Source organism: Alteromonas sp. G5_S2_22_S1 (genome assembly GCF_054968525.1).
This window is the reverse complement of the sequence record NZ_JBQKUJ010000017.1, coordinates 49,173-73,098: the sequence shown is the minus strand read 5'-3', so window position 1 is coordinate 73,098 and position 23,926 is coordinate 49,173. Positions and strand designations below refer to the sequence as shown.

The 23,926-nt window shown below is 45.3% G+C and carries 18 protein-coding genes and 1 pseudogene; 4 read left to right on the top strand and 15 right to left on the bottom strand.

What is annotated here, in order from left to right; translation table 11 throughout:
• Positions 1-8 precede the first annotated feature (8 nt).
• Both ACTRWF_RS16145 and hmpA read right to left on the bottom strand, forming a co-directional pair.
• Positions 9-410, bottom strand: coding sequence for a GreA/GreB family elongation factor (locus ACTRWF_RS16145; RefSeq protein WP_108569055.1), 402 nt, complete (start codon positions 408-410; stop codon positions 9-11).
• Between the two features lie 404 nt (positions 411-814).
• The gene (hmpA, locus tag ACTRWF_RS16140) at positions 815-2,005 is read right to left on the bottom strand and encodes an NO-inducible flavohemoprotein (RefSeq protein WP_015067776.1); all 1,191 of its coding nucleotides are present in this window, start codon (positions 2,003-2,005) and stop codon (positions 815-817) included.
• A 197-nt stretch (positions 2,006-2,202) separates the two neighbouring features.
• Between hmpA and norR the strand changes: the two genes are divergently transcribed.
• Positions 2,203-3,783: a nitric oxide reductase transcriptional regulator NorR gene (norR, locus tag ACTRWF_RS16135; protein ID WP_015067777.1), complete on the top strand. Its 1,581-nt coding sequence runs from the start codon at positions 2,203-2,205 to the stop codon at positions 3,781-3,783.
• Positions 3,784-3,850: 67 nt separating this feature from the next.
• Positions 3,851-4,756 carry an HPP family protein gene (locus ACTRWF_RS16130; protein ID WP_015067778.1) on the top strand — a complete coding sequence of 302 codons (906 nt, stop codon included), beginning with the start codon at positions 3,851-3,853 and terminating at the stop codon, positions 4,754-4,756.
• A 41-nt stretch (positions 4,757-4,797) separates the two neighbouring features.
• Here ACTRWF_RS16130 and ACTRWF_RS16125 read toward each other — a convergent pair.
• From ACTRWF_RS16125 to ACTRWF_RS16100, 6 genes and pseudogenes are all read right to left on the bottom strand, one after another.
• Positions 4,798-5,013 (bottom strand): annotated as a pseudogene (locus tag ACTRWF_RS16125) (IS3 family transposase); the annotation flags it as partial.
• Positions 5,014-5,379: 366 nt separating this feature from the next.
• Positions 5,380-8,289: an aminomethyl-transferring glycine dehydrogenase gene (gene gcvP / locus ACTRWF_RS16120; RefSeq protein ID WP_462835868.1), complete on the bottom strand. Its 2,910-nt coding sequence runs from the start codon at positions 8,287-8,289 to the stop codon at positions 5,380-5,382.
• 121 nt (positions 8,290-8,410) lie between these two features.
• On the bottom strand, positions 8,411-8,800 hold the full coding sequence (gcvH, locus tag ACTRWF_RS16115) for a glycine cleavage system protein GcvH (RefSeq protein WP_012519312.1): 390 nt from the start codon (positions 8,798-8,800) through the stop codon (positions 8,411-8,413).
• 39 nt (positions 8,801-8,839) lie between these two features.
• Positions 8,840-9,919 carry a glycine cleavage system aminomethyltransferase GcvT gene (gcvT, locus tag ACTRWF_RS16110; protein WP_012519313.1) on the bottom strand — a complete coding sequence of 360 codons (1,080 nt, stop codon included), beginning with the start codon at positions 9,917-9,919 and terminating at the stop codon, positions 8,840-8,842.
• Between the two features lie 365 nt (positions 9,920-10,284).
• On the bottom strand, positions 10,285-11,424 hold the full coding sequence (gene nagA / locus ACTRWF_RS16105) for an N-acetylglucosamine-6-phosphate deacetylase (protein ID WP_462835867.1): 1,140 nt from the start codon (positions 11,422-11,424) through the stop codon (positions 10,285-10,287).
• Positions 11,425-11,545: 121 nt separating this feature from the next.
• A complete protein-coding gene (locus ACTRWF_RS16100) occupies positions 11,546-12,460 on the bottom strand; it encodes a BadF/BadG/BcrA/BcrD ATPase family protein (RefSeq protein WP_462835866.1) in 915 nt (304 codons plus the stop codon).
• Positions 12,461-12,658: 198 nt separating this feature from the next.
• Here ACTRWF_RS16100 and ACTRWF_RS16095 point away from each other — a divergent pair, with 198 nt between their 5' ends.
• Positions 12,659-13,507, top strand: a complete 849-nt coding sequence (locus ACTRWF_RS16095) for a LysR family transcriptional regulator (protein ID WP_015067784.1) — start codon at positions 12,659-12,661, stop codon at positions 13,505-13,507.
• Between the two features lie 334 nt (positions 13,508-13,841).
• The gene (locus ACTRWF_RS16090; protein WP_462835865.1) at positions 13,842-15,476 is read left to right on the top strand and encodes an L-lactate permease; all 1,635 of its coding nucleotides are present in this window, start codon (positions 13,842-13,844) and stop codon (positions 15,474-15,476) included.
• Between the two features lie 77 nt (positions 15,477-15,553).
• Here the strand turns inward: ACTRWF_RS16090 and ACTRWF_RS16085 are convergent, their stop codons facing one another.
• The 7 genes from ACTRWF_RS16085 to ACTRWF_RS16055 all read right to left on the bottom strand — a co-directional run bounded on the left by ACTRWF_RS16085 (position 15,554) and on the right by ACTRWF_RS16055 (position 23,827).
• Positions 15,554-16,486, bottom strand: coding sequence for a DHH family phosphoesterase (locus ACTRWF_RS16085; RefSeq protein ID WP_462835864.1), 933 nt, complete (start codon positions 16,484-16,486; stop codon positions 15,554-15,556).
• Between the two features lie 229 nt (positions 16,487-16,715).
• The gene (locus ACTRWF_RS16080; protein ID WP_462835863.1) at positions 16,716-18,023 is read right to left on the bottom strand and encodes a M24 family metallopeptidase; all 1,308 of its coding nucleotides are present in this window, start codon (positions 18,021-18,023) and stop codon (positions 16,716-16,718) included.
• 99 nt (positions 18,024-18,122) lie between these two features.
• Positions 18,123-18,998, bottom strand: a complete 876-nt coding sequence (locus ACTRWF_RS16075; protein ID WP_012519320.1) for an EamA family transporter — start codon at positions 18,996-18,998, stop codon at positions 18,123-18,125.
• 216 nt (positions 18,999-19,214) lie between these two features.
• A complete protein-coding gene (locus ACTRWF_RS16070) occupies positions 19,215-20,387 on the bottom strand; it encodes an FAD-dependent monooxygenase (protein WP_462835862.1) in 1,173 nt (390 codons plus the stop codon).
• A complete protein-coding gene (locus ACTRWF_RS16065) occupies positions 20,374-21,717 on the bottom strand; it encodes an FAD-dependent oxidoreductase (protein ID WP_462835861.1) in 1,344 nt (447 codons plus the stop codon). Before ACTRWF_RS16065 ends, ACTRWF_RS16070 begins: the two co-directional genes overlap by 14 nt.
• A gap of 175 nt (positions 21,718-21,892) precedes the next feature.
• Positions 21,893-23,206, bottom strand: coding sequence for a Xaa-Pro aminopeptidase (gene pepP / locus ACTRWF_RS16060; RefSeq protein ID WP_462835860.1), 1,314 nt, complete (start codon positions 23,204-23,206; stop codon positions 21,893-21,895).
• A 54-nt stretch (positions 23,207-23,260) separates the two neighbouring features.
• The gene (locus ACTRWF_RS16055; protein ID WP_012519325.1) at positions 23,261-23,827 is read right to left on the bottom strand and encodes a UPF0149 family protein; all 567 of its coding nucleotides are present in this window, start codon (positions 23,825-23,827) and stop codon (positions 23,261-23,263) included.
• Positions 23,828-23,926 lie beyond the last annotated feature (99 nt).

Sequence of the window (23,926 nt, the reverse complement as noted above, 5' to 3'; positions counted from 1 at the left end):
ATTACCTTCTAATCACAGACGAGATAACGGACTTTTCTTTTTACTTCTAATATATCAATTTGTTGTTCGCCACTTTTAGTATTCCAGCTAATTTTTTGACCAGCTCTTAAACCTAGTAATGCCGAGCCAATTGGTGCGAAAATTGAAATGCCGTCTTCGTATTTATGCATATCCAATGGAAGGCAGAGTGTTTTAGTCAAGTATTTATCAAACTTACTTATTTTAAATGTAACCTGAGAACCTATTGCCACCACGTCTGGAGCAAGATCTTTAATGTTAACGACTTTGGCGCGAACTAATTCTTTTTCTAATTCGTCAAACCTTTCAGCCGGTAATTTAATTTTTCTTAGCTGTTCTTCAATATCACTCAAGTCTTCATATGAAATTGTGATGTTAGGTTTTCTTGACATGATAATCCTTCCTCTTTGAATTAAAAATCACCCGCAGGAGAGCCTTCCCTGTGAGGAAATAGAAATTTAATCTATAGCTTTAATTTATTCCGGTACGGAATTTCTGGTTTTAGATAAATAAGAGGCGGCCGAATGCAGAACTGCATCCGGCTTAATTGGGTAAGGTGAGTAAAATGCTCTTGTTGAGATTACAGTGCTTAGTCATGATTTCCTCATTGCTGTCACTGATATTAATATTTAATAAAAAAATAACAAGAACTTTTAAGATTATATCGCTCCGTATTTATAGAATTAGCAGTGAAAAGTTCTGAGTTTTTCGCCATTAGCAATATTTTATTCTTTAAGGTATTTTTTTGGCTGATTTATCAAAGAGTTTACTGGCGTCAATTATCGTTGAAACTTGATTAAACTTCTTGATGCGGTCCGAATAATTCATAATTGATTCGCGATTGACTGACGCCCAAGGCTAATAATTCATGCTTGATAGCAAGCATAAATTGCAAAGGTCCACAGAGATAAAACTCGCCCTCTTTCAGTGGTAAAGAACCTTTAACGTCTTCTATTTTCATTCTTCCGGTAGTTTCATTTTGACTACTGCTAACGTCATTTTCATACCACGTGTGCGACTGCAGGTTCAGAGTATTCTTAACACTCTCAACATGTCCTTTGAAAGAATGCTGATTTCGATTTTTACATGCGTGAAGATAGGTCACCGGATGTGCGAAGTTCTCTTTTACTAAAGAATCTAACATCGCTTGCATAGGCGTCAGACCCACACCTGCAGAAATCAATATAACCGGAGTATCAAGTTGTTTTAGATAAAAGTCCCCGGCAGGGGGCATGACCAAGACTTCATCGCCAACATTTATTTTTAAATGAAGATAATTAGACATTACACCACACATTTCACCCAGGCCTTCCCGTTTAACACTAATGCGATAGGATTTTCCATTCGCGGCAGTTGATAGTGAATACTGCCTTATTTCATCATGCTCACTACCATGAGGATGCACCTTTATTCCTAAATACTGGCCCGGTTTATAATCGATAACACTACCGCCATCGACGGGCATTAAGGTAAAACTGGTTACGAGTTCGGATTCGGTCTCTTTTGAGACGACAGAAAAGGCTCTGAAGCCAGACCAGCCTCCTTTTACAGCAGCTTTTTGTTGATACAATTCACTTTCAACTTTAATGAAAATGTCTGCTAATTGACCATATGCAGCTGTCCATGCCTCTTCAACATCAGGAGTAAACGCGTCCGGAGCCAATTCTCTCAATGTCTCAATCAGATGATGTCCCACTATTGCGTACTGTTCAGGCTGGATATTAAAACTGGTATGCTTGTGTGCAATACGCATAACGGCATCTGTCAGTAGCTCTAACTGATCTATGTTGGCAGCGTATGCAGCTATCGCATTAAATAGAGCCGCTGGCTGACGACCTGTTTTCTGATGCGTCATGTTAAATATATTTTTAAGCTCAGGATTATGTAAGAACATTCGGGCGTAAAAATGTTCGGTAATTGCGGTTCCTCCCGAAGCAAGTAGTGGAATGGTCGCTTTGACAGTATCTATATGAGTTTGAGTAAGCATTAACATACCTTTAATGACGTTAAGTATTTGGTAGCTATGAGTAATGCGACTCGTGTGCCAAATTTTATTTCACTTAGTATCAATGTGTTACGAATAACTCTTTAAGCTATGTGTCAAAATGACTCATCACTTAATGGGCTAATTAGGATCGTTTGTGTCATAATGACCTATACTTCGTGTCAATACAAAATGGTCTCATGAGTAAAATATCTCAATTTAGTTTGGTTAACTTTGCCCTTGATCTGTCCGCCGCAGTTTCGATGAATTGTTTTTATGAAAGTTTGATTTCTGCCGTTTGTGCAACTATTAAAGCAGATGCTGTAGCACTATTGATTTTTCGACACGAGACACTTGTTCCCGTTGCGCAGAGAGGGTTGTCCGATGACGTCATGGGGCGACGGTTTATTCCAGAGCAACATCCACGTTTAAAAGCAATCTGTAGCACGAGGGCGGTCACTCGCTTTTCAGCTGATTCGCCGTTACCAGACCCCTATGATGGAATGATTGCAAGTCATAACCATAATATGAACGTACATTCCTGTATGGGAATTCCTTTATATAAAGATGAAACGTTGCTAGGTGTACTTACTCTCGATAGCCTGGAGCCTAATGAGTATGATGCGCTTGATGCCGCTTCAGTTGACACACTGTCCAGGCTGGCAGCCCGGCTTTTATATGCTGCTTTATATATCAGAGAGTTAAATAAACAGAAGACTCATACTCAGCATGTATTACGGGCAATGAATGAGAATAGCTCTGAGCATCATCAGGGTGAAGAAATAATAGGAAATAGTGTTGCGACAAAAAAATTAAAGCAGACCATTCGACTGGCAGCTTCGTCCGACCTCACAATTTTGGTGCAAGGTGAAACTGGTGTGGGCAAAGAACTTGTTGCCCGGGAGCTACATTATCAATCAAACCGGCGGAATAAAACGCTCGTATATGTAAATTGCGCTGCTATTCCTGTTCATCTGATAGAAAGTGAACTCTTCGGCCACGTGAAAGGTGCGTTTACCAGTGCCGCAAACGACCGCGATGGTAAGTTCTTACTTGCTGATGGCGGAACATTATTTCTGGACGAAATTGGAGAGCTTCCGCTTGAAATTCAGGGTACATTGCTGAGAGTAATACAGAATCAGGAAATTCAGGTCGTCGGTCAGGATAAGAGTCGAAAAGTGGACGTTAGAATTATTGCTGCTACGAATAGAGAGTTAGAGCATGAAGTTCAAAATAAACGCTTCCGGGCCGATCTTTATCATCGTCTCATAGTGTTTCCGATATATGTCCCGCCTCTTAGAGACAGACAAAGCGATGTTCCGCTTCTGGCTGGCTATTTTGCAGAGAAAATGCGGCGAAGTCTGGGACTGCAAAAGTTGATACTGGCTAAAGAAGCAATTTATAAACTGACAGTTTATCACTGGCCGGGAAATGTAAGAGAGTTAGAGCACGTAATATCACGCGCAGCACTTTATGCTCGAGAGAAGAATCCAACCGGAAATACAATAATTGAGCCATCTGACATTACCGGTTTAACCGTGTCTTCAGACTCTTTAACAAGTAAAGACACAGATTCGTCCACCGTATGTTTCGAGACCGATAGCCATACCGACTTACGGGAAGCAACAGATAAATTTCAACGTCAACTCATTATCAAGGCATTGCATCACGCAGAAAACAACTGGTCTAAGGCAGCCAGATCTCTGTCAATAGACCGTGCAAATCTTGTCAGACTGGCGAAGCGCCTTAATATCACCCTAGTGAAAAAGATAAGAACGTAGCTTTTCGTTCACAGAAATTATAGATATTGTCTATACGTTTCCTATATCTGACCTTACAAAGGAATATATGTTAAATACGCTAAAACGGTTTTGGGGTTTTCAAAACAACGTAGTTGTATCAGAAAAAGTCGTTGCCACTATCGGTGGAATGCTCGCTATATTCTTATGCTTTTTTCTTACAACATGGTTGCTAGGCACGGAGGGAGCAGCGGCAATTTTACCATCCATGGGAGCGTCAACGGTCCTTCTTTTTGCTGTTCCTCATGGCCAGCTATCGACGCCATGGGCATTCTTCGCTGGCAATATTCTTTCTGCTATTGTCGGCGTTACAAGTGCACAATACATTGAAAATCTCTTTATTGCCGCTCCGGTAGCAGTGTCGCTTTCGATATTTATTATGCACCTATCCCGCTCACTACATCCTCCAGGTGGTGCTACCGCTTTGGCAGCTGTAATTGGTGGGTCTGCGATAACGGATTTAAGTTATTGGTACGTGCTCACTCCAACTATTATCAACTGCATGATTCTGTTTGCTGTTGCGATACTGTTCAACAATCTTTTTCACTGGAGGCGTTACCCGCAAAGTCTTATGCGATATAAGGGGATAGGCTATAACCCTGATACGAGACGCATAAAAATGCGACATATCCATGAGGCAATCAACCGGTCAGAATTGGTTATTGATGCCAGTGACGAGCAAATTAAACATATCATTGACTTAGCTGATACGATTTTACACGAAGAATTAATAGCCGGTTTTGAGCTCGAAATGGGCGCATTCTACACAAATAACCAACCTGGGCGTTTATGGTCTGTTCGTCAGGTTGTAGACGAAAGAAAACATAATAGTAAGCATAAGTACTTGCTTATATATAGGGTGGTTGAAGGTGATGGGAAGGGATTCTCCGATTGCTGTACCTATCAAGAATTTGCCGAATGGGCAAAAATGAAAATGACGCCATCGCAAGTTTAGCATGCTGGTTAATAGTCAAACTGATACTTAGCTTGTAGTGGTCAAGTCGTTTTGGCCACATCGTTGTAGCTATTCCTGTAACGTTTCTCCGATTCATTGGGCGTTAAACCACCGTTATATGAATGCGGTCTCAGTCGGCTGTAATAGCCATGAATGTAATCACCAATCTTCTGCTTTGCTTCAGTAAAGTTCCGGTAGCCAGTTGTTGGAATCCATTCGGTTTTAAGGCTTTTGAAGAAGCGTTCCATCGGGCTATTGACGCTCCTGTGTCAAGGATGAAAGATCTGAAACAATCATGGGATATAATTCTCGCGCTAAATACCTCTTTAAACATCGCTGTATTTATCTGTCACTTTTTCCTTCTGAGCTGCGACGTTGAACATATTTTCGCGTCCTGACGCATAGGGGGGCTTGTGCCTCATTCTTCGCAAGCTTCTGCGCCGCTTATGAAGGCGTTGAACGTCCGCTTTGTCTGAAGCGGACTACCAAGATTCAACAGAAAAGCCCCACTCTAAGGTAACAGCAACTGTTTAAAGACTAGACCTTAAAAAGCACAAAAAAAGCGAACCAACAGGTTCGCCTTCAAATTAATCAAGCTCTAACAGCAACGCTGCCAAACCAACCTACTCCTCAACATAGCTCTCAATGCTAGGGCAAGAACAAATCAGGTTTCGGTCGCCGTAAACGTCATCAATACGGTTAACCGTTGGCCAGAATTTGTTTCTGTGTACTTCTGGGGCTGGGTACGCCGCTAGCATGCGATCGTAGCTGCGGTTCCAGTCGCTGTCACAGATGTCAGCTAGCGTGTGTGGTGCGTTGTGTAGCGGGTTATCAGTCGCATCCCACTCGCCGCTTTCTACTTTCGCAATTTCTTGGCGAATGCTAACCATCGCGTCAATGAAACGGTCTAGTTCATACTTCGCTTCCGACTCGGTGGGCTCAATCATAAGCGTACCCGCTACTGGGAAGCTCATGGTTGGCGCGTGGAAACCGTAGTCGTTTAAGCGCTTCGCAATGTCTAGCTCGGTTACACCGCTTGCTTCTTTAAGCGGGCGAAGGTCAATAATACATTCGTGCGCTACGCGGCCATTGTTGCCTTTGTAAAGCACTGGGAAGTGCCCTTCTAGCTTCTTCGCCACATAGTTAGCGTTAAGAATAGCTACTTCGGTTGCACGGCGAAGGCCAGCGCTGCCCATCATCTTGATGTACATGTAGCTAATAGGCAGAATAGATGCACTGCCCCATGGCGCTGCCGATACCGCACCACAGTCTTTACCTGCCGTTTCTACGTTAACAACCGTGTGGTTTGGTAGGAATGGAGCAAGGTGCGATTTAACACCAATTGGTCCCATACCTGGGCCACCGCCACCGTGTGGAATACAGAAGGTTTTGTGCAGGTTAAGGTGCGACACGTCTGAACCAATGAAGCCAGGTGACGTAATGCCCACCTGCGCGTTCATGTTCGCGCCGTCCATGTAAACCTGACCGCCGTGCTCGTGAACGATGTCACAAATCTCGCGTACGGTTTCTTCATATACACCGTGGGTAGACGGGTACGTGATCATGGCGCACGATAGGTTTTCACCTACTTCTTCTGCTTTTTTGCGAAGGTCGTCAAGGTCTACGTTACCGTTAGCGTCACAAGCTACTACTACCACTTTAAGGCTAACCATTTGCGCAGACGCTGGGTTAGTACCGTGGGCCGAGCTTGGAATTAGGCACACGTTTCTGTGACCTTCGCCACGGCTTTCGTGGTAACGCTGAATAGCCAATAGGCCAGCGTATTCACCTTGTGCACCTGAGTTAGGCTGCATAGAAAGCGCGTCGTAGCCCGTTACGTTAATGAGCCACTCGGCTAGCTCGGCAATCATTTCTTGATAGCCTACTGCTTGGTCTAGTGGAGCAAACGGGTGAAGCTGACCGAATTCAGCCCATGTTACTGGGATCATTTCAGCCGTTGCGTTTAGCTTCATGGTGCACGAACCCAATGAAATCATTGAGTGGTTAAGCGCCAAGTCTTTGTTTTCAAGGCTCTTGATGTAACGAAGCATCTCTGTTTCAGAGTGATACTTATTAAACACTTCGTGCGTTAGGAAGTCACTTGTACGTACTAAACCTTCAGGAATAGATTTTACGTCTTGCGTGGTTACTTCTGCGTCTAAACCTTCTACCGTTAGGCCATGCTCTTCACCAAGCAGTACATCGAATAGCGCAACAATGTCTTCACGTGTGGTAGTTTCGTCTAGCGACACACCTACCGCACCGTCAAGGTCTGCACGCAGGTTCATGCCTTTTGTGTATGCGCTTGCTAGTACGTCTTCTTTGTTGCTTACCATTACGGTTAGCGTGTCGAAGTACGTGCTATGTTTAAGAGCTACACCTTTTTCTGCACCTTTCTGGTTTAAACCAGTAGCAAGAATGTCGGCGAAGCGGTGAATGCGCTCAGCAATGGTTTTAAGGCCTTGTGGGCCGTGGTACACCGCGTAGAAGCTTGCCATGTTGGCTAGCAGCACCTGCGCTGTACAAATGTTCGAGTTCGCTTTTTCGCGGCGAATGTGTTGTTCACGGGTTTGTAGCGCCATGCGAAGTGCTGGGCGTCCGCGGGTGTCTTTACTTACACCAATAATACGGCCAGGTAGTGAACGCTTGTAGTTGTCGCGTGTAGCAAAGAATGCCGCGTGCGGGCCACCGTAGCCCATAGGTACACCAAAGCGCTGTGCACTACCAAGTGCAACGTCTGCACCTAGCTCGCCTGGCGACTTAAGCATTACCAAGCTCATAAGGTCAGCGGCTACTGCCACAATCCCTTTTTTCGCTTGTACCGCAGCAATGATGTCGCTGATGTCCTTTACTTCGCCTGTAGAAGTTGGGTATTGAAGTAGCGCACCAAAAATATCGTGCTCAGCAGCTTCTTCTGCTTCACCTTTAATGATTTCAAAACCAAACATTTCAGCGCGAGTTTCTACCACGTCAACCGTTTGCGGGTGAACGTCGTTAGCAATAAAGAACGCATTCGCTTTCTTGTTCTTAGACACACGCTTAGCAAGGCCCATGGCTTCTGCTGCCGCTGTACCTTCATCAAGCAACGATGCCGATGCTAGCTCTAAGCCAGTTAGGTCAATGGTTACTTGCTGGAAGTTAAGAATGGCTTCCAAACGGCCTTGGGCAATTTCTGGCTGGTAAGGCGTGTACGCAGTGTACCAACCTGGATTTTCTAGCACGTTGCGAAGAATAACGTTGGGTACGTGCGTATCGTAGTAACCCATACCAATGAAAGAACGGTTAATTTTGTTCTTTTGTGCAACGGCTTTAAGTTCACTTAATGCTTCAACTTCTGTCGCCCCTTCACCACATTTTAGTGGCTCTGGTAGCGCAATACCTGCCGGTACAGTTTGCTCAATTAAATCGTCTAGTGAGCTTGCACCAATGGCAGACAGCATTTCTTCAATTTCGCCTTTACCCGGGCCAATGTGACGGCGGATAAAGGTATCTTTTTGCTCTAGTTGAGCCAATGTAGGGGAAGTATTCGACATAACGTTGTTAAGCACTCGTAATGGTTGCCGCAAGGGCGCGTTAAATCTTTAAGTTAAAAAGGGGCTGAATTATCTTCATGCCCCTTTTTAAAATATGGTTCTTTTAAAACTGCGTAACGAATTACTCTTCGTCTATGCTGTTTTCGTAGCCTTCAGCGTCTAGTAGACCTTCTACTTCAGCCGCGTCGTCAGCTTTAATTTTGAATAGCCAACCGTCGCCGTATGGGTCTGAGTTAACTAGTTCTGGTGAATCTTCTAGGTCTTCGTTTACTTCAACCACTTCACCTGAAATTGGCGCGTATACGTCAGACGCCGCTTTTACCGATTCAGCAACACAAATATCGTCGCCAGTGCTTACCGCATCGCCAACATCTGGCAATTCAACGAAAACCATGTCGCCAAGTAAGCCTTGTGCGTGCTCGGAAATACCTACAGTGAAAACACCGTCACCTTCAGGGCGAACCCATTCGTGCGTAGCGGCATAGCGTAAATCAGTTGGGATGTTGCTCATAATCGTTCCTGTTAATCTTTGTAAACTTAAGAAGTAATTTTATAAAACACTTTTTCCATTGCGAACAAAGGAGGGCTTAACCACTTTTACTGTAACCCACTTTTTGCGCATTTCCACTTCTACTGTTTCACCAACATCACGTGGTACTCGTGCCATCGCAATTGAGTGACCTAAAGTTGGAGAGAACGTACCTGAAGTGATAACGCCTTCGCCGCTTTCTGTTTTCACTTTAAGACCGTGACGCAGCACGCCTTTTTCGGTCATCACCAAGCCTACTAGCTTGTCGGTACCTGCTTCGCGCTGCGCTTCTAGTGCTTTACGCCCTACGAAGTCACGTTCGGCCGGTTCCCATGTAATTGTCCAGCCCATGTTGGCGGCTAATGGCGATACGGTTTCATCCATATCTTGGCCGTACAGGTTCATACCTGCTTCTAGGCGAAGGGTGTCGCGTGCTCCTAGGCCGCATGGCTTAACGCCCGCGTCTAGTAGTGCTTGCCAGAAGCTTTCCGCTTGTTCAGCTGGCACCATAATTTCGTAGCCTGCTTCACCGGTGTAACCTGTGGTGGCGATGAACAAGTCTTCTGCTTGTACGCCAAAGAATGGCTTCATGCCCGCTACCGCTTCTTTTTGCGCTGCGCTAAACAAGGTCGCTGCTTTTTCTTTTGCGTTAGGGCCTTGTACGGCAATCATGGCAAACTCAGGGCGCTCGGTGATGGTTACGTCAAAGCCTTCTGCTTTGCTCATCAACCAGTTCATGTCTTTTTCGCGTGTCGCTGAGTTAACCACTAGGCGATAGTTAGTTTCGTCGAAGTGATAAACGATAAGGTCGTCTACAACACCGCCTTCTTCGTTAAGCATGCCGCTGTATAGCGCTTTGCCTTTGTCTTTTAATTTCGCCACGTCGTTGGCTAAAAGGTACTGAAGATACGCTTTCGCTTGTGCGCCTTTTACGTCAACAATGGTCATATGAGACACATCAAACATACCGGCGTCTTGACGCACAGCGTGATGTTCTTCAATTTGTGAACCATAGTTAATTGGCATATCCCAGCCGAAGAAATCGACCATTTTCGCACCGGCTTCTAGGTGCTTTGTGTGTAGGGCGGTGGTACTAGACATTCCACTTACTCTTTTTAATTTGAAAGGTAGAAAACGAGATTGAGTATAGTGAGCTAACGTTTATGCAACAAATTGGAAATTTTTATCAATACATTTAAAAAGTAAATGTATTCTTGGGAAAACATGAGGAAAGCAAATATGTAAGCGATTACCACGCATTGAGATAGCTTAACGAAGATCGCAGCCGCGACTATCGAACCTGAAAAAACTTAATATCAGATGGTGTTTAGAACAGGGAGTTACAATCTAACACCCAGCTTTTTTGAAACCTTGCCGAATGCTTGCTGCGCAATTGTTGAGGGCGTTGTAAGGAATGTTTAAATACTTACTAGTAGCCTGTTGTAAGTTGTTCGACAGCAAGTGTGCTAAACGCACACCTCGCCATTTTGCCAAACGTGCGCAAGCGCGTTGTTTTCGCTCAGTTCTACAAAGTTTGCCCGTTGGCCTACAGCAATGCTGCCTACCTTTTCGTTAATGTCCATAAACGCAGAAGGCGTTGCACTTGCCATGAGGCTCGCTTCTTCTAGCGAAATCCCTATGTCGTTAACACAGTTAATAACCGCGCCGTGCATGTCTAAGCAGCTTCCTGCCAGCGTGCCATCAGGTGTAGTAAGTTTGTTACCCACACGGGTAATATGCGTATCGAAAAAGTCTATAACGTCTTTATCAGCCCCTACATGGGCCATGGCATCGGTAACCAGCATTAATTGGGATGGCCCTTTGGTTTTAAAGGCAAGCTCAACCGCTTTAGGGTGTAAGTGCTGATGATCGACAATGATGCCGCAGGTGTTATTGCTTAGAAGCGCTGCGCCAACCATCCCCGGTTCGCGAGAGGTGAACGGCGACATCGCGTTGTATAAATGAGTAAACCCAGTCGCGCCTGCCTCAATCGCCCTTTCCACCACTTCAAACGGTGCATTAGAGTGACCTAGCGCTACAATAACGCCTTGGTTTACTAAGTCGCGAATAACATCACACGAGGTATTCTCTGGCGCTAAGGTAATCATTACCTTGCCGAGGTCTTTGCGGGTATAAGTGGCAAGCTCTTTGTCGGTAAGCGGGCGAATATATTTTGAAAGATGTACACCTTTTTTCTCAACGCTTAAGTGCGGCCCTTCGAAGTGAATACCTTCAACACTAGGATGACCGCTTTCTATTGCTTCACTTACCGCATAGGCCGCGCTTTCAATGGTTGTAATATCATCGGTAATAAGTGTGGGGAAGAACGTTGTGGTGCCAAACTTGCGATGCGCTTGGGCCATTGTTTTTATGCTTTGATATGTGGGCGCGTGATTAAACATTACGCCACCGCCACCGTTTACCTGGGTGTCTACAAACCCGGGTATAATTTTGTTGTGCACTCGCGTAGAAAACGCTTCGCGGTGCGTTTGTGACCCTGAAAGCGTTTCAATGTTAGCGATTACGCCATTTTCGATGGTAAGTACCTGGTCTTTTTCCCATGTACCTTTTATCAAAATATTTTCGGCCAAAATAGTCTTCATCATTGCGCTTTCACTTTCCTAATTGGGTGCGGTTGTAGCATTATGTTTAACGCGCGGGTTAACGCTAGCTTGCGTACATTCTCTGTCTGTAACTCTTATGCGTTGTGCTTAATTTATTTCAAGACTAGCGTTCGTTATAAACGGCTTTAGCATACTTAATAGCACCTTGCTGAGGAAATAATTCACACGCTTGCACGCGAGCGCGAATTTTTTCAGATAAGTACGGTACATACACTTTGCTTAGCCCACCGATTAGGGCAAGATTATAGGTATTCTCCCCTAAAAGCTGCTGGGCCATTGCTTCTAAATATTCAGCGCCCTCTTTAAAGATACGAACCACCCCGTCATTTGCTTCTTGTAAAAGTGGCAGCATGCAGGGTACTAAACTGGCGTAATGGTGTGTGCTAAAGCCTGCGCACTTTGCCACAATGTCATCTGCGTTTGTTATACCAAGCGCTTCACACACCTGCTTTGCTAGAACATCAGGGCTTCGAATATTATCTATACATAATAAGGTGTGCTGAATGGCTTTTAAACCCAGCCAAGCGCCACTGGCAACATCGCCTATAGGGAAGCCATGCCCCCCGACATCGGTGAATTTACCCTCGGCAAATACCGCTCCTGCCGACCCCGTACCCACAATAATTACCGCACCGGGCTTGCCGTTGTGCGCGCCTACGCAGGCAGCGTGTAAATCACTTAGCACAAAAAGCGAATGAAACGGATGATCCCAGCTTTCAAAACGCGCTTTTGCAGAAGTAATATTAGCGCCAGCAAGCCCGGCGCCAACGATACATTGTGATGCTGTGATGGGTTTTACTGTGGCGTCGCTGCTTTGTGAAGCCAAAAAGGCATTGGCAGATGCAATAGCTTTGTTTACGCCATCCATTATGGATGTTTTAGCAAGCTCTCCGTCACGCATGATATTGGCAGGGCCGCTAATGCCTTCTCCTAACTGCGCCCCGTTTTTATCTTGCAATGTAACTCTGCAATTGGTGCCGCCGCCGTCTATGCCGATAAAATACAATTCAGAGTTCATGACACGTTCTCGCAATTATAGTAAGTCGTTTTAATGGGTAGAGTGCGCGATGTTACAGCAAAGCGCTTGGCACCCGAAGCGTAAAATGTACAAAGCCGAGCAGGTTCAAAATGAATCGAGTAAAGAACCTGGGCTTTCACTCCAATACATTTGCAAATATAATCACTACAAGCACATGCATTAATAAAGCTAATAAATATGAAACAGCTTTCTTTAGACACATTACGTACCTTCGTAAGCGTTATCGAACTGGGTGGCTACGCAAAAGCGGGCGACTTTTTGGGTCGCTCTCAACCTGCCATTAGCTTGCAAATTAAAAAGCTAGAGTCGCAGTTAGACAGAAAGTTATTCACCAAAGTCGGTCAGCGCCACGTACCAAGCGCCGACGGTAATTGGCTATATCCGAAAGCCAAAGAACTATTAGAATTAAACGACAATATTTTTCGAAGCTTAACCCCTGCTCCATTAAGCGGGCGATTGCGTTTGGGCATTCCCAATGAATTTGCGTCTACCCTATTGCCGGGCTTAATTGGTGAGTTTTCAAAACGCTACCCTGATGTGTCTTTAGAAGTCACGTCGGCATTAAGCCGCGACCTCCTGCACCCGAGTCAGCGCGATCACTTTGACCTAATTCTGGCGCTGGTAAACCCCAACGAGCAAACCGAAGGTGAAGTCGTGCTTGAAGACGACGTTGTATGGGTTGGCGACAACGCTCATCCGTTGGTAGGACATAACATTCCGTTAGTGTTAGCGCCAGATGGCTGTATGTATCGAAGCCGCGTAATTGAGCAGTTAAAGCAGCAAACCTTTGCATGGAAGATTAGCTATACCAACGCTGATTTAGGGGGGCTTGTTGCGGCTATTCAACAAGGCCTCGGCGTCACCGCGCTGGCGAAATCAAGCTTACCTGCCAACTTAGCGGTATTAAACCACCCGCATTTACCTAAATTAGGAAAGGTGAACATTTGCCTGTTCAATCAAGATACACAGCATCCGGTTATCAGTAAGACGTTGGCGGAATTCTTTAAGGTGCGGTTGAGAGGGTAATTTGTTTAACGCCAGATTTCCCTTTTTTTTTGGCTTTTTGTATCCAACAAAATTCAAGCACTCAAGTTGCAATCAAACAATAATCTGTATTTATATTGTTCTTGGTCAAACACGCACTTATTTCCTGCAAAACCTTTATTCTAAGACCAAAAATTAGTGCTATAACTATGAGCAAATAGCCTATCGTGTTCATTGAAATGCATGCGCGCTTCGCTCAGTCACGCTTTTTCACAAACGCTCTGGAGCTTTGGTAAGCTTCAGTTGAAGCACCACGCATTTTGGGCTTAAGTTCGAGTTCTCGCGCCCGTTTAGAATAGTAAAATCCAGACAATAAATGATTGCCACAAACTTGCTTATCGCAGCTTATGCGCCCTTATTTTTGCTCATTTACCTGATGGTGAAGCCAAACGGTATGACGTCAAGTAAAGCCTTGCCCTTAAGCGCCTTAGCTGCTTATTTAATTGTGATTTTTAACGGTCACTCACCTTTAACGCTTATACATGCTAGCGTTGTACAAGGCGTTTTACTGGCGTTAACGCCGTTATCAATTATAGCCGGCGCCATATTTTTGTTTCTGTGCATGGAAAAAACGGGCGCACTGGCCACCTTGAAAAATGGTTTAAATACAATCAGTTCGAACAAGGTTGCTCAGTTGATGATTGTAGGCTGGGCGTTCGCATTTCTTATTGAAGGTGCCAGTGGTTTCGGCACGCCTGCTGCGATAGCGGCGCCCATACTTTTTAGTTTAGGTTTTGCGCCTGTAAACGTTGCCCTATTCTGCTTAGTGACCAATACCATTCCGGTCATTTTCGGTGCCATGGGTACGCCGGTGTGGTTTGGTATGTCGCTGTTATCACTGCAAGAAGACACTATTATTGATATCGCTACCCTTGCCGCATTAATCAGCACACTTGTTGCACCAGCGATTGTGTTTATGGCATTGCGATTAGTCATACCATCTTGGAAAATCATATTCAGGCATTCGCTTTTTATCGTTTCTTCGACATGCGCATGCACCCTGCCTTTCTTCGCATTAAGTTTTTACAGTGTTGAATTCCCCTCGCTGCTAGGCGGCGGCATTGGCCTTATCATTACTGTTTTGATGGCTAAATCAGGGTTTGGGCTTTCCTCGGCAGCTAATGAGTTTGAAACAAAGGTTGATACACTAAAAAAGACTGCCTCACCCAGTGGCAGAGAACTTGCCAAGGCATCTTTTCCCTTGTGGGGCACTGTAATAATGCTTTTACTTACTCGTCTTCCAGAACTTGGACTTAGAAGCTTGTTACAAGATGGCGACCCTAATATAACGGCATCACTGGGAATATTAGGCAATTTATCGGTAAGCGCTAGCTTAGTTATATCGATAACAGGTATTTTAGGCACCAGTATTCAATGGAAACATAGCGTGCTTTACGTTCCCTCGTTAATACCTTTTATTGTCGTGGCGTTTGCCAGTGTTTATAGTTTTGGCTCTCGGGCATGGGTGTCCAGAATAACATCTGTGTCGTCCCAAACCGCAGTGCGTATGACAAAACCACTATTTGCGCTATTGGGCGCGCTTGTATTTGTAAATTTAATGATGCTGGGCGGCGAACAGTCGGCCGTGTCAGTGATTGGCAAACACATGGCATTCCTAGCGGGTAATAATTGGCCCCTTTTCGCACCGCTACTTGGTGCGCTTGGTAGCTTCTTTTCCGGTTCGGCTACGATTTCGAACCTTACCTTTGCAGGAATTCAGCACGCTATCGCTGAACAACTGTCTTTACCTTTACAGGTCGTGCTCGCCCTTCAAAGTGTAGGGGCTGCAATGGGAAATATGGTATGTATCAACAACATTGTGGCGGTAACCGCAATTTTAGGGCTTAAAGGTCAAGATGGCGTTATATTAAAGAAAGCGGCGGGGGTTCTGGCGATATACGCCATTTTAGTAGGCAGTTTAGGGGCTAGTTTGATAAGTATTTACCGCTAACGGCGATAATAAAGCACGAGTGTTACAAAAGGGGCAAGACAAGGGTACTGCCTTGCCCTTTACTAAATAATTATTCATTACCCATCGTTGGTAATAGTGTCGATAAGCTCGCTAAGCACAGCTTCCGCTTTACTGGTTTCAACCTGGCACGTGCCGGCGTTCATGTGACCGCCACCGCCATACTTCAAGCACAACTCACCTACATTGGTTTTAGAGCTACGGTTAGTAATGGATTTACCAATAGCAAATACCACGTTTTGCTTTTTAAGGCCCCACATTTTGTGAATAGAGATATTGCAGTCTGGGTACATGGCATAAATAACAAAACGGTTCGTGGCGTAAATGGTCTCTTCTTCGGTTAAATCTAACACCACAAGGTTACCATGTACGGTTGCGCATTTTGCTATTTGCGCCTTCGCCAATTCGTTATGCTCGTGATATAGGCTCACGCGCTCAGCCACATCTTCCATTTGCAGTATTTCTTCAATACTGTGGTCTTTACAGGCATCAATAAGCTTCATCATTAGCTGATAGTTAGAGATTTTGAAATCTCTGAAACGGCCAAGACCCGTGCGGGCATCCATGATGAAGTTCATAAGCACCCAGTCGGTAGGCTCTAGGATCTCTTCTTCGCTAAACTGCGCAGAGTCGCCTTTATCTACCGCGTCCATCATATCTACTGAGATATTGGGAAATTTCTCGGCCCCACCATAATAGTCATAAACCACTCGCGCCGCCGACGGTGCTTCTGGGTCGATAATATGATTCTCGATACCGCTCGCGTTTCTTACCGTTTCGCTAAGGTGATGATCAAAAGCTAAATGACAGCCAGCCACATAAGGCAGGTTGGTTGTAATGTCATTCTCGGTGATATCTATTTTGCCGTCCTGCATGTCTTTAGGGTGTACAAACAAAATATCATCTATCATGTCTAAGTCTTTTAGTAAGACCGCACATACTAATCCGTCAAAATCACTTCGGGTTACTAATCTAAATTTTCTTTCAGGCATGGTTTATCCATCATTCACTTAGGTAATAATGTTAAGTGTAACAGCTAATAGAAATTTTGAGAGACAGGTTTATTAATACCAGTCCGCATAGTTAATTACCCACTCAGCGAGAGTTAAAATATTCGTAATCGCGGCGTGTTACCGTAGGTATAGTGGTTCTACATCAAGGTGGCACAACAAAGAGTACGGACATTTTAATCATAAAACTTATTTTTAGTTTTGTGTATTTTTAGGGCAAAACACTTACCTGAACAGGTAGAGATTTTAGCCTACCCAGCGGTTTCGCCAAACTCTCTGGTGGCTCAGTGAAGTAAGCAGGGCCCGTTTCTGTCATGTACAAACAGTCTTCCAAGCGCACACCAAATTCACCGGGAATATAGATACCTGGCTCGTTAGAGAAGCACATACCTTTTTTAAGTGGCGTATTTTCACCGCGTACAAAGTTAACGCTTTCATGCCCTTCCATACCGATCCCATGACCCGTTCTGTGGCTTAACCCGGGCAATTCATAGTCCTTACTGTACCCTTTGCTGGCATAGTATTGGCGCACTGCATCATCCACTTTGCCCGCGGGCTCACCAATTTTAGCTGCGGCGAATGCCACGTTCTGACCTTCTCTTACTGTGTGCCATACATCCTGAACTTTCTGAGACGCTTTGCCAAATACCAAAGTACGGCTTATGTCGCTTTGGTACCCGTGCACACTGCAACCGCTATCTAGCAAAATTACAGAACCTTCTTTGATAGTTTGCGCTGCACTCGTGCCATGAGGGTAAGCACTTGCATCGTTAAAGAGCGCCAAACACCAAGCGCCGCTTCCGCCTAAGCGCTGCTGCGCGGTGTTCATCAAACTTTTGACGTCCTGCTGTGCCATGCCAAGCTTTAAGTTATTAAAAACAAACTCGTAGGCCCGCAAAGTAACCTCATTGGCCTTATGCATAAGTGCCAATTCGCTAGCAGTTTTGTACATACGACAACCAAGCGTAACGGGCTCGGCAGGAACGATCTTCATATTTGGCAGCGCACGGCTAACTCCTGTTACCACAAAGTAACGCACGCTGTTCTCAAAACCGATATTACCGCTTGTGATACCGCGCGATTTTAAAATACTGGCTGCAGCATCAAACGGGCTTTCGTGCTCCTGCCACACTCTTACATCATCGCCTATAGCCAACGACTCGAGCACGCTTGGCTTTTCGAAAAACGGCGTAATCACTGCCACGTCGCCTTTTTGAGGGATAATTAACGCGGTTAGACGCTCGCTGCGCCACCATTTAATCCCAGAAAAATATTCCATTGCTGCACCCGGCTCTATTAATATTGCTGCGATATCCTGGGCTTTCATTAGCGACTGCGCTTTTTCAATACGCGCTCTACGCTCTTCCACGGTAATCGGCTTTGCGCTTGCGGTGATATCCGTTAATACATTGATATCGTTTAGGCCCGCTGTGTTGGTTTTATCTAATGCAGCCATCGACGCCATAGGTGCAAGCGCAATGCTAGCCCCAGCTAATTTCAAGAAATTTCGCTTATTCATGTCCCTTCCTGTCGTTTTAATTGAGGTTGTCTAACCCCTTTGTTTTATGCGAATAACATTGAATTGCTTATAGTTTAGCCAGTAAAGCTTGCCTTTACTTTACGCCCACATAACGAAAACGGCGGCTAGACCAATGAGAAGCAAGCCAACTATTTCCCGCTTTGTTACTGCATTCTTTAGCCAGTAATGCGAAAGCAAAAGGGTTAACAAAACCTCTAACTGACCAAGCGTTTTAACAAGGGCTACATGCTGCAGTGCCATAGCAGTAAACCAGCAGATTGAGCCTAAACAGCTTACTGTACTTATCGCTAGCACCTGCTTTTTAGCGTTCACTAGTTGCTTAAACACGAAGGGTTTGGTTAATAAAATATATCCACTTAAAGCTATCGCCTGAACGCATAACACCCATAATAGAACCCAAGCTGCTGCAAGGGTGTATTGTATATCAAGCATGTGGCTAGCTTCGCGCACTAGCAATGAGGTTAGAGCAAAGCAAGTACCACAGGCAAGGCCAAGCACCATGGTTTTCGCGCTAATACCATGAATTCGGTTACCACTGCTTAACACAAACACTGCTATTCCGCCTATTACTATGCCTACCCAACCAAGCGGCGTTAAGTAACTGCCAAAAAAGAGCATGCCTACCACCCCCGCCACTAAGGCTTCACTTTTTGCCAAGCCTGCTCCAGTAGCGAAGTTCTTTTGCTTAAACAAAATCACCATTAAAGAAGTGGCCGCTATTTGAAGCAGTGAAGCACACAAGATCACTGTGATAAATGGGCCCGTAAATTGCGGTAGCTGGCTGGCACTACTGCTATAGAGCATAAGCAAATAAACAAGGGCTATGGGCGGAGCCAAGATAAAGCGAGATAGCGTAACACCAGAGGTACTAACTGAACCACTTAGTTTGCTTTGCAGCGCATTACGCACGGTTTGCATGATTACCGCGCCCAATGTAAATAAGATCCAACTCATTAGCGTCGCTTTACCTTTAAAATCAATTTACTACGTGCCGTTCACGCGTTTTTTATTTGGTAGTGGCTTCGCTTCCAGATAACGCCTGTAGACGCTTTGCTTTGAAGTCACTTTCGCGCTTCCAATAAGGCCATACATCACCTTGAGCATAGTGGGTAAGCACAAAATGGAGTCAAAATGAGGTTCCCTCAGACTTTGACCCCATAATTTTTGGGTTTAAAGGCCCATGGCGTGGCTGACGAAGGCGTTTTTAATGGTTGTGAGTTTGTCTGTGGCTGAAAGGCCTATGCCGCGTACTAATTTCTTCAACGGGTCGTTGCCATCGAATAAGAATTTGAAGCCATCCATTGCCGCTATCATTTTCGTGGCTTCCGTTTTACGGCTTCGCTCATAGCTGCGTAAGTGCTTGTACAAACCTATGTCTTTACCGGCAGCGCTTAGGCTACTTAGTGACTCAGCCAGCGCTAGCGCATCTTGCATACCTAGATTTGCCCCCTGCCCGGCCAGCGGATGAATAGTATGCGCGGCATCGCCCACCAGCACTACCCCATCTTTTGCCCACTGCCTTGCATAGCGCATGGTTAATGGAAACGCAGCGCGCTCGGTTTCAAGCGAAATAGTGCCTAAAACGCTATTACTCGCGGCGGTCAAAGCATGGCAAAAAGCGTCATCATCCAGTGCCATTAATGAGCTTGCTTGCTCTGGGGTTTGCGACCAAACAATTGAACAGACGTTTGGTTCTGCCATTGGAAGTAGCGCTAGCGGGCCTGTGGGCGTAAACGCTTGGCGCGCCACATTGTTGTGTGGTTCATCGGTTTTGATATTAGCTACTATTGCAGTATGCTCATAATCTTTGAAGGTAATTGGCAGGCCAGCCTGCTTTCTTACAAACGAATTAGCCCCATCAGCGCCTACTAATAATCTGCAGCTTAGCACGTCGTCGTTATCTAGCATCAGCATGGTTTGATTAGGGCCTGCAAGTACTCTATCAATACCGGCAGTGACTAACTGAACATTCGATTGCGCTTCAACAGCTTGGGCTAGTGCGTTAACTAACGCCTGATTTTCCACAATAACCCCAAGGGTATCGCTACCCATTTCATCACACGAAAAATGAATATCACCAAAACTGTCTTTGTCCCACACATGCATTGCGGTGTAGGAATTAGCGCGGTCTTGTTGTAAATGGGGCCACACATCGAACTGTTGCAACGCTTTAATATTAGCCTGATTGATTGCGCTAACACGCGCCGTTGGCCTATCTGCAAGCACCTGATAACAGGGCGATTTATCAATAATCGCTATATTTAGTTCACTGTCTTTTAGCGCCGCTGCAAGGGTTAGCCCTACAATGCCACCGCCCACTATTGCTATATCAACATGCTGCATGGTTATCTCTGTCTTTATCGAGTGTTACGCCGTAGCCCGTGGTATGTTTCACAAACGCTTTTTTCGCCTGTGGCATCATGCTTAACGCGAGTAGCGATAAATTTCTGCCAATTACGGTGGGAAAGTATTGATTCGAAAAGGTTCTCACTAGGGTATCGGTAAGGGTGACCGTATTCTCTCTGTCTGTCTTGCGTGCGTTGGCGTAATGTTGAGTTATACTAAAAGCGCCCGGGTCAAAGTCATCAGCAACGTTTTCCAGCAGTGTCTCATTCGCACAACCTTGTTTTTTAGCAGTTGGTTTTGTGTGCTCTAGTGCCGCCGAACTCAATACCGATATAAGCGCACTTAAATCACGTAATCCTAAATTAAACCCTTGCCCGGCAATAGGGTGAAGAGCTTGCGCGGCATTCCCTACTACTACCGCGCGATGGCTGGCAACATTCTGCGCTTTAGTCAGAGTTAAGGGATAGCTCGCCAACTCACTAACTCGTAGCACTTTACCTTGTCGATAACCAAAAGCCTGTTGCAGCGCTTGTGTGAATTCATCGGGGGTCAAAGTCATCAACGATTTTGCCGCATCGGTTTCCACTGTCCACACTACTGAAAAACCATTCCCACTGGCTTTAACGCCATTAATTTCACTATCGAAGGGAAGAAACGCAAGGGGCCCTGACTCGGTGAAACGCTCATAAGCTTTGTTTTCATGCGGAAGCTGCGTGTGCACGTTAAACACAATGGCAGTTTGATGGTAATCGCACGACGTTTTAGTCATTCCCACCTGCTCGGCCAGCCCTGAGCGCCCACCATCAGCAATGACCAATAATTTTGTGCTTAACGTTTCGCCGCTATCAAGTAGCACCTCTACGCTATTATTTTGCTGATTCACGCGGGTTACCTTTGCAGGTGCGATATGTTGATAAGCAGAACTTGCATTCGCCGCGAGTCGGGTTAATGCACTTAAACTTACCACCTGTCCGAAAGCGTTGATGTGGTAATCACGGCTATTTAGGTTCAAAAGGCCGACATGCCCTTTATCACTAACCTCAATATGTTTTATTTCTGGGGGTAACTCACCGTTGTGCTGTTTGGCCAAATCGTCAAGGTTTAGCCCAATATCAGAGAGCTCGTTCACCGTGCGTCGCGCTAGGGCAATAACGCGGGTATCGGTAAATGGATTAAAGTCATCTGTCGCGGCGTTGTTTTGCTGTGGGTCATCCGCATCAATAAGCGTTACAGACAGCCCCACTTTCTCGGCAAGCCCTTTTGCCAGTACGGTACCTACAATACCCCCGCCTATAATTACTACATCAACCGGTTCTGCTGATTTCACTCTATTTGCCTTCCTGTCGCCCAGTACTCTTGCTCTTAATTTCGTTTCATGAACGGTTTTCGTAACGCGGCACTATTCTTTTCCCACCTCAGCGTTTCTATGTACCGTCGTATACACTAAGCTGATTCAATGGGACCTTTATTACTTGCCTGCTGTTATACAAGTTCAAGGGCGCTTAGCTTTTGGCCATAAGCGCTTCAATTTCATCAATCTCTTTAGGCACATCCGACGTTAAAATTTCAACACCGGTCGCGGTGATAACCACGTCGTCTTCTATTCGCACGCCAATACCTTTGTACTTGTCTGGCGCGTCGCTGTCTTGACTAATATAAACACCTGGCTCGATGGTAATCACCATGCCTGGCTTTAACGGGCGGTCTTCGCCCTCAACTTTATAATTACCAACGTCGTGAACATCTAACCCCAGGAAATGCCCTAGCCCGTGCATGTAAAAGTGGCGCCAACTCTCGTTCTCTAGATTTTCAGCAACACTCCCCTCTAATACGCCGAGGTCAACTAAACCTTGAGTAATAATTTCGGCGCTGTGTAACATTGCTTGCGACAAGGTAACGCCCGGCGCAAGCATATCTAAAACACTCTTTTGCGCTTTAAGTACTAAGCTATAAATTTCCCTTTGCGCATGGGTAAATTTACCATTTGCAGGAAAGGTTCGGGTAATATCGGCAGCGTAACCTTGATATTCAGCACCAGCATCGATCAAGATCAAATCGCCATCATTTATCTGGCCGTTATTTTGGGTGTAGTGCAAAATACACGCGTTATCACCACTGCCAACAATTGTACTGTAGGCAGGGGAACGTGCACCGGCCATAGCAAATTCGTGGTGAATTTCCGCCTCTAGCTGATACTCAAAACAGCCAGGAGAAGCGAACTGCATCGCTCTTTTATGCGCCCTTGCACTTATTTCGCCTGCGGCTTTCATCATCGCCACTTCACACGCTGACTTAAACAAACGCATTTCGTGCAAGATGGGACATAAATCATAAACAGCGCCAGGGGCAAGCGATTCTTTTGGCGCATCGCGCAAGGTGGTGAGCGCTTCAGTGAATAGTGTATCGTGCGCTTTGTTGTGGCCCAATGAGAAATATACGTTATCTTGCCCTTGAATTGAGGCAAGTAGCGCCTCTTCAAGCTCGTGCAGCTCAAACGCTTCATCGAGACTAAAACGCGCTAATGCCGCCTCTGCACCAAGGCGCTTACCATGCCAAATTTCTGCGCTTCTGTCTTTCTCTTGAACCACCATGGCACGATAACTTTCTCCATAACGGGAGTGATTTGACAATATTAACCATGCGTTCGGCTCTTCAAACCCGGTTAAGTACCAGAAATCGCTATCTTGTCTGAAAGTGTACTCGGTATCGCGACTTCGCGTTACCAACCCAGCAGCTGGCACGATACACACACTATTTGGCTTACACTGCGCCAATAGTCGGTCTTGACGAGCTATAAACTCTTGCGCACTAATCATAAATGAGAAAACCCTACATAAGTCAGATAAAGCTTATTGTTGCTTAACAATTAATTAGTGTACGGACGGCGTGTCTTGTTGATCATCCAAAAGTGACTGACCTAGCTCGCTAAAGCACAAAATAGCAGAGATTTTTACGTATTCTTCCACCTCTAATAGCGCTTTTTCAGATTCTTCATCAGCATCCATCGGTTCTTCCATGCGTGAAATATCTGAAAAATCTTCAAGTGCTTCTTTTACATCATCTGAACATTGCATTAAGTCTTGTTGATGCAAACCAAAACCCAGCATAAAGCCTTGTACCCAGTTAATTAGGGCCGCGCCTCGGTCGTTAATTGGGGCCTGATCGTCAGGAAGTAACAAGGTAAGCGCAAACTCAGGTTCTAGCAACTGCTGACACGTTTGATTAAAAAGCGTGGTTAAAAGATGCTGCGTTTGGTCACTAAAGCCTTCACCTTGATTAATGGTTTCGCTCAAGGCTTCTAACCACTTTTGGTCGGTCAGTGACATTCCGCCACAAAGCATGCCGCACAAAATGCCATGAACCTCTGCCGCATCTACTATGATGCTCTGCTGCGACAATTTATTGCTTACGCTATCGTAATCGAGCTGTTTTTCCACGAATTGTACTCTTGTTTGTAAATGGATTGAGAACAACGCCTCGTTAAGCTAGGCCAACAAGCGTGTCATCTCTTGATGGAGTTAATACTAGCAAAATTC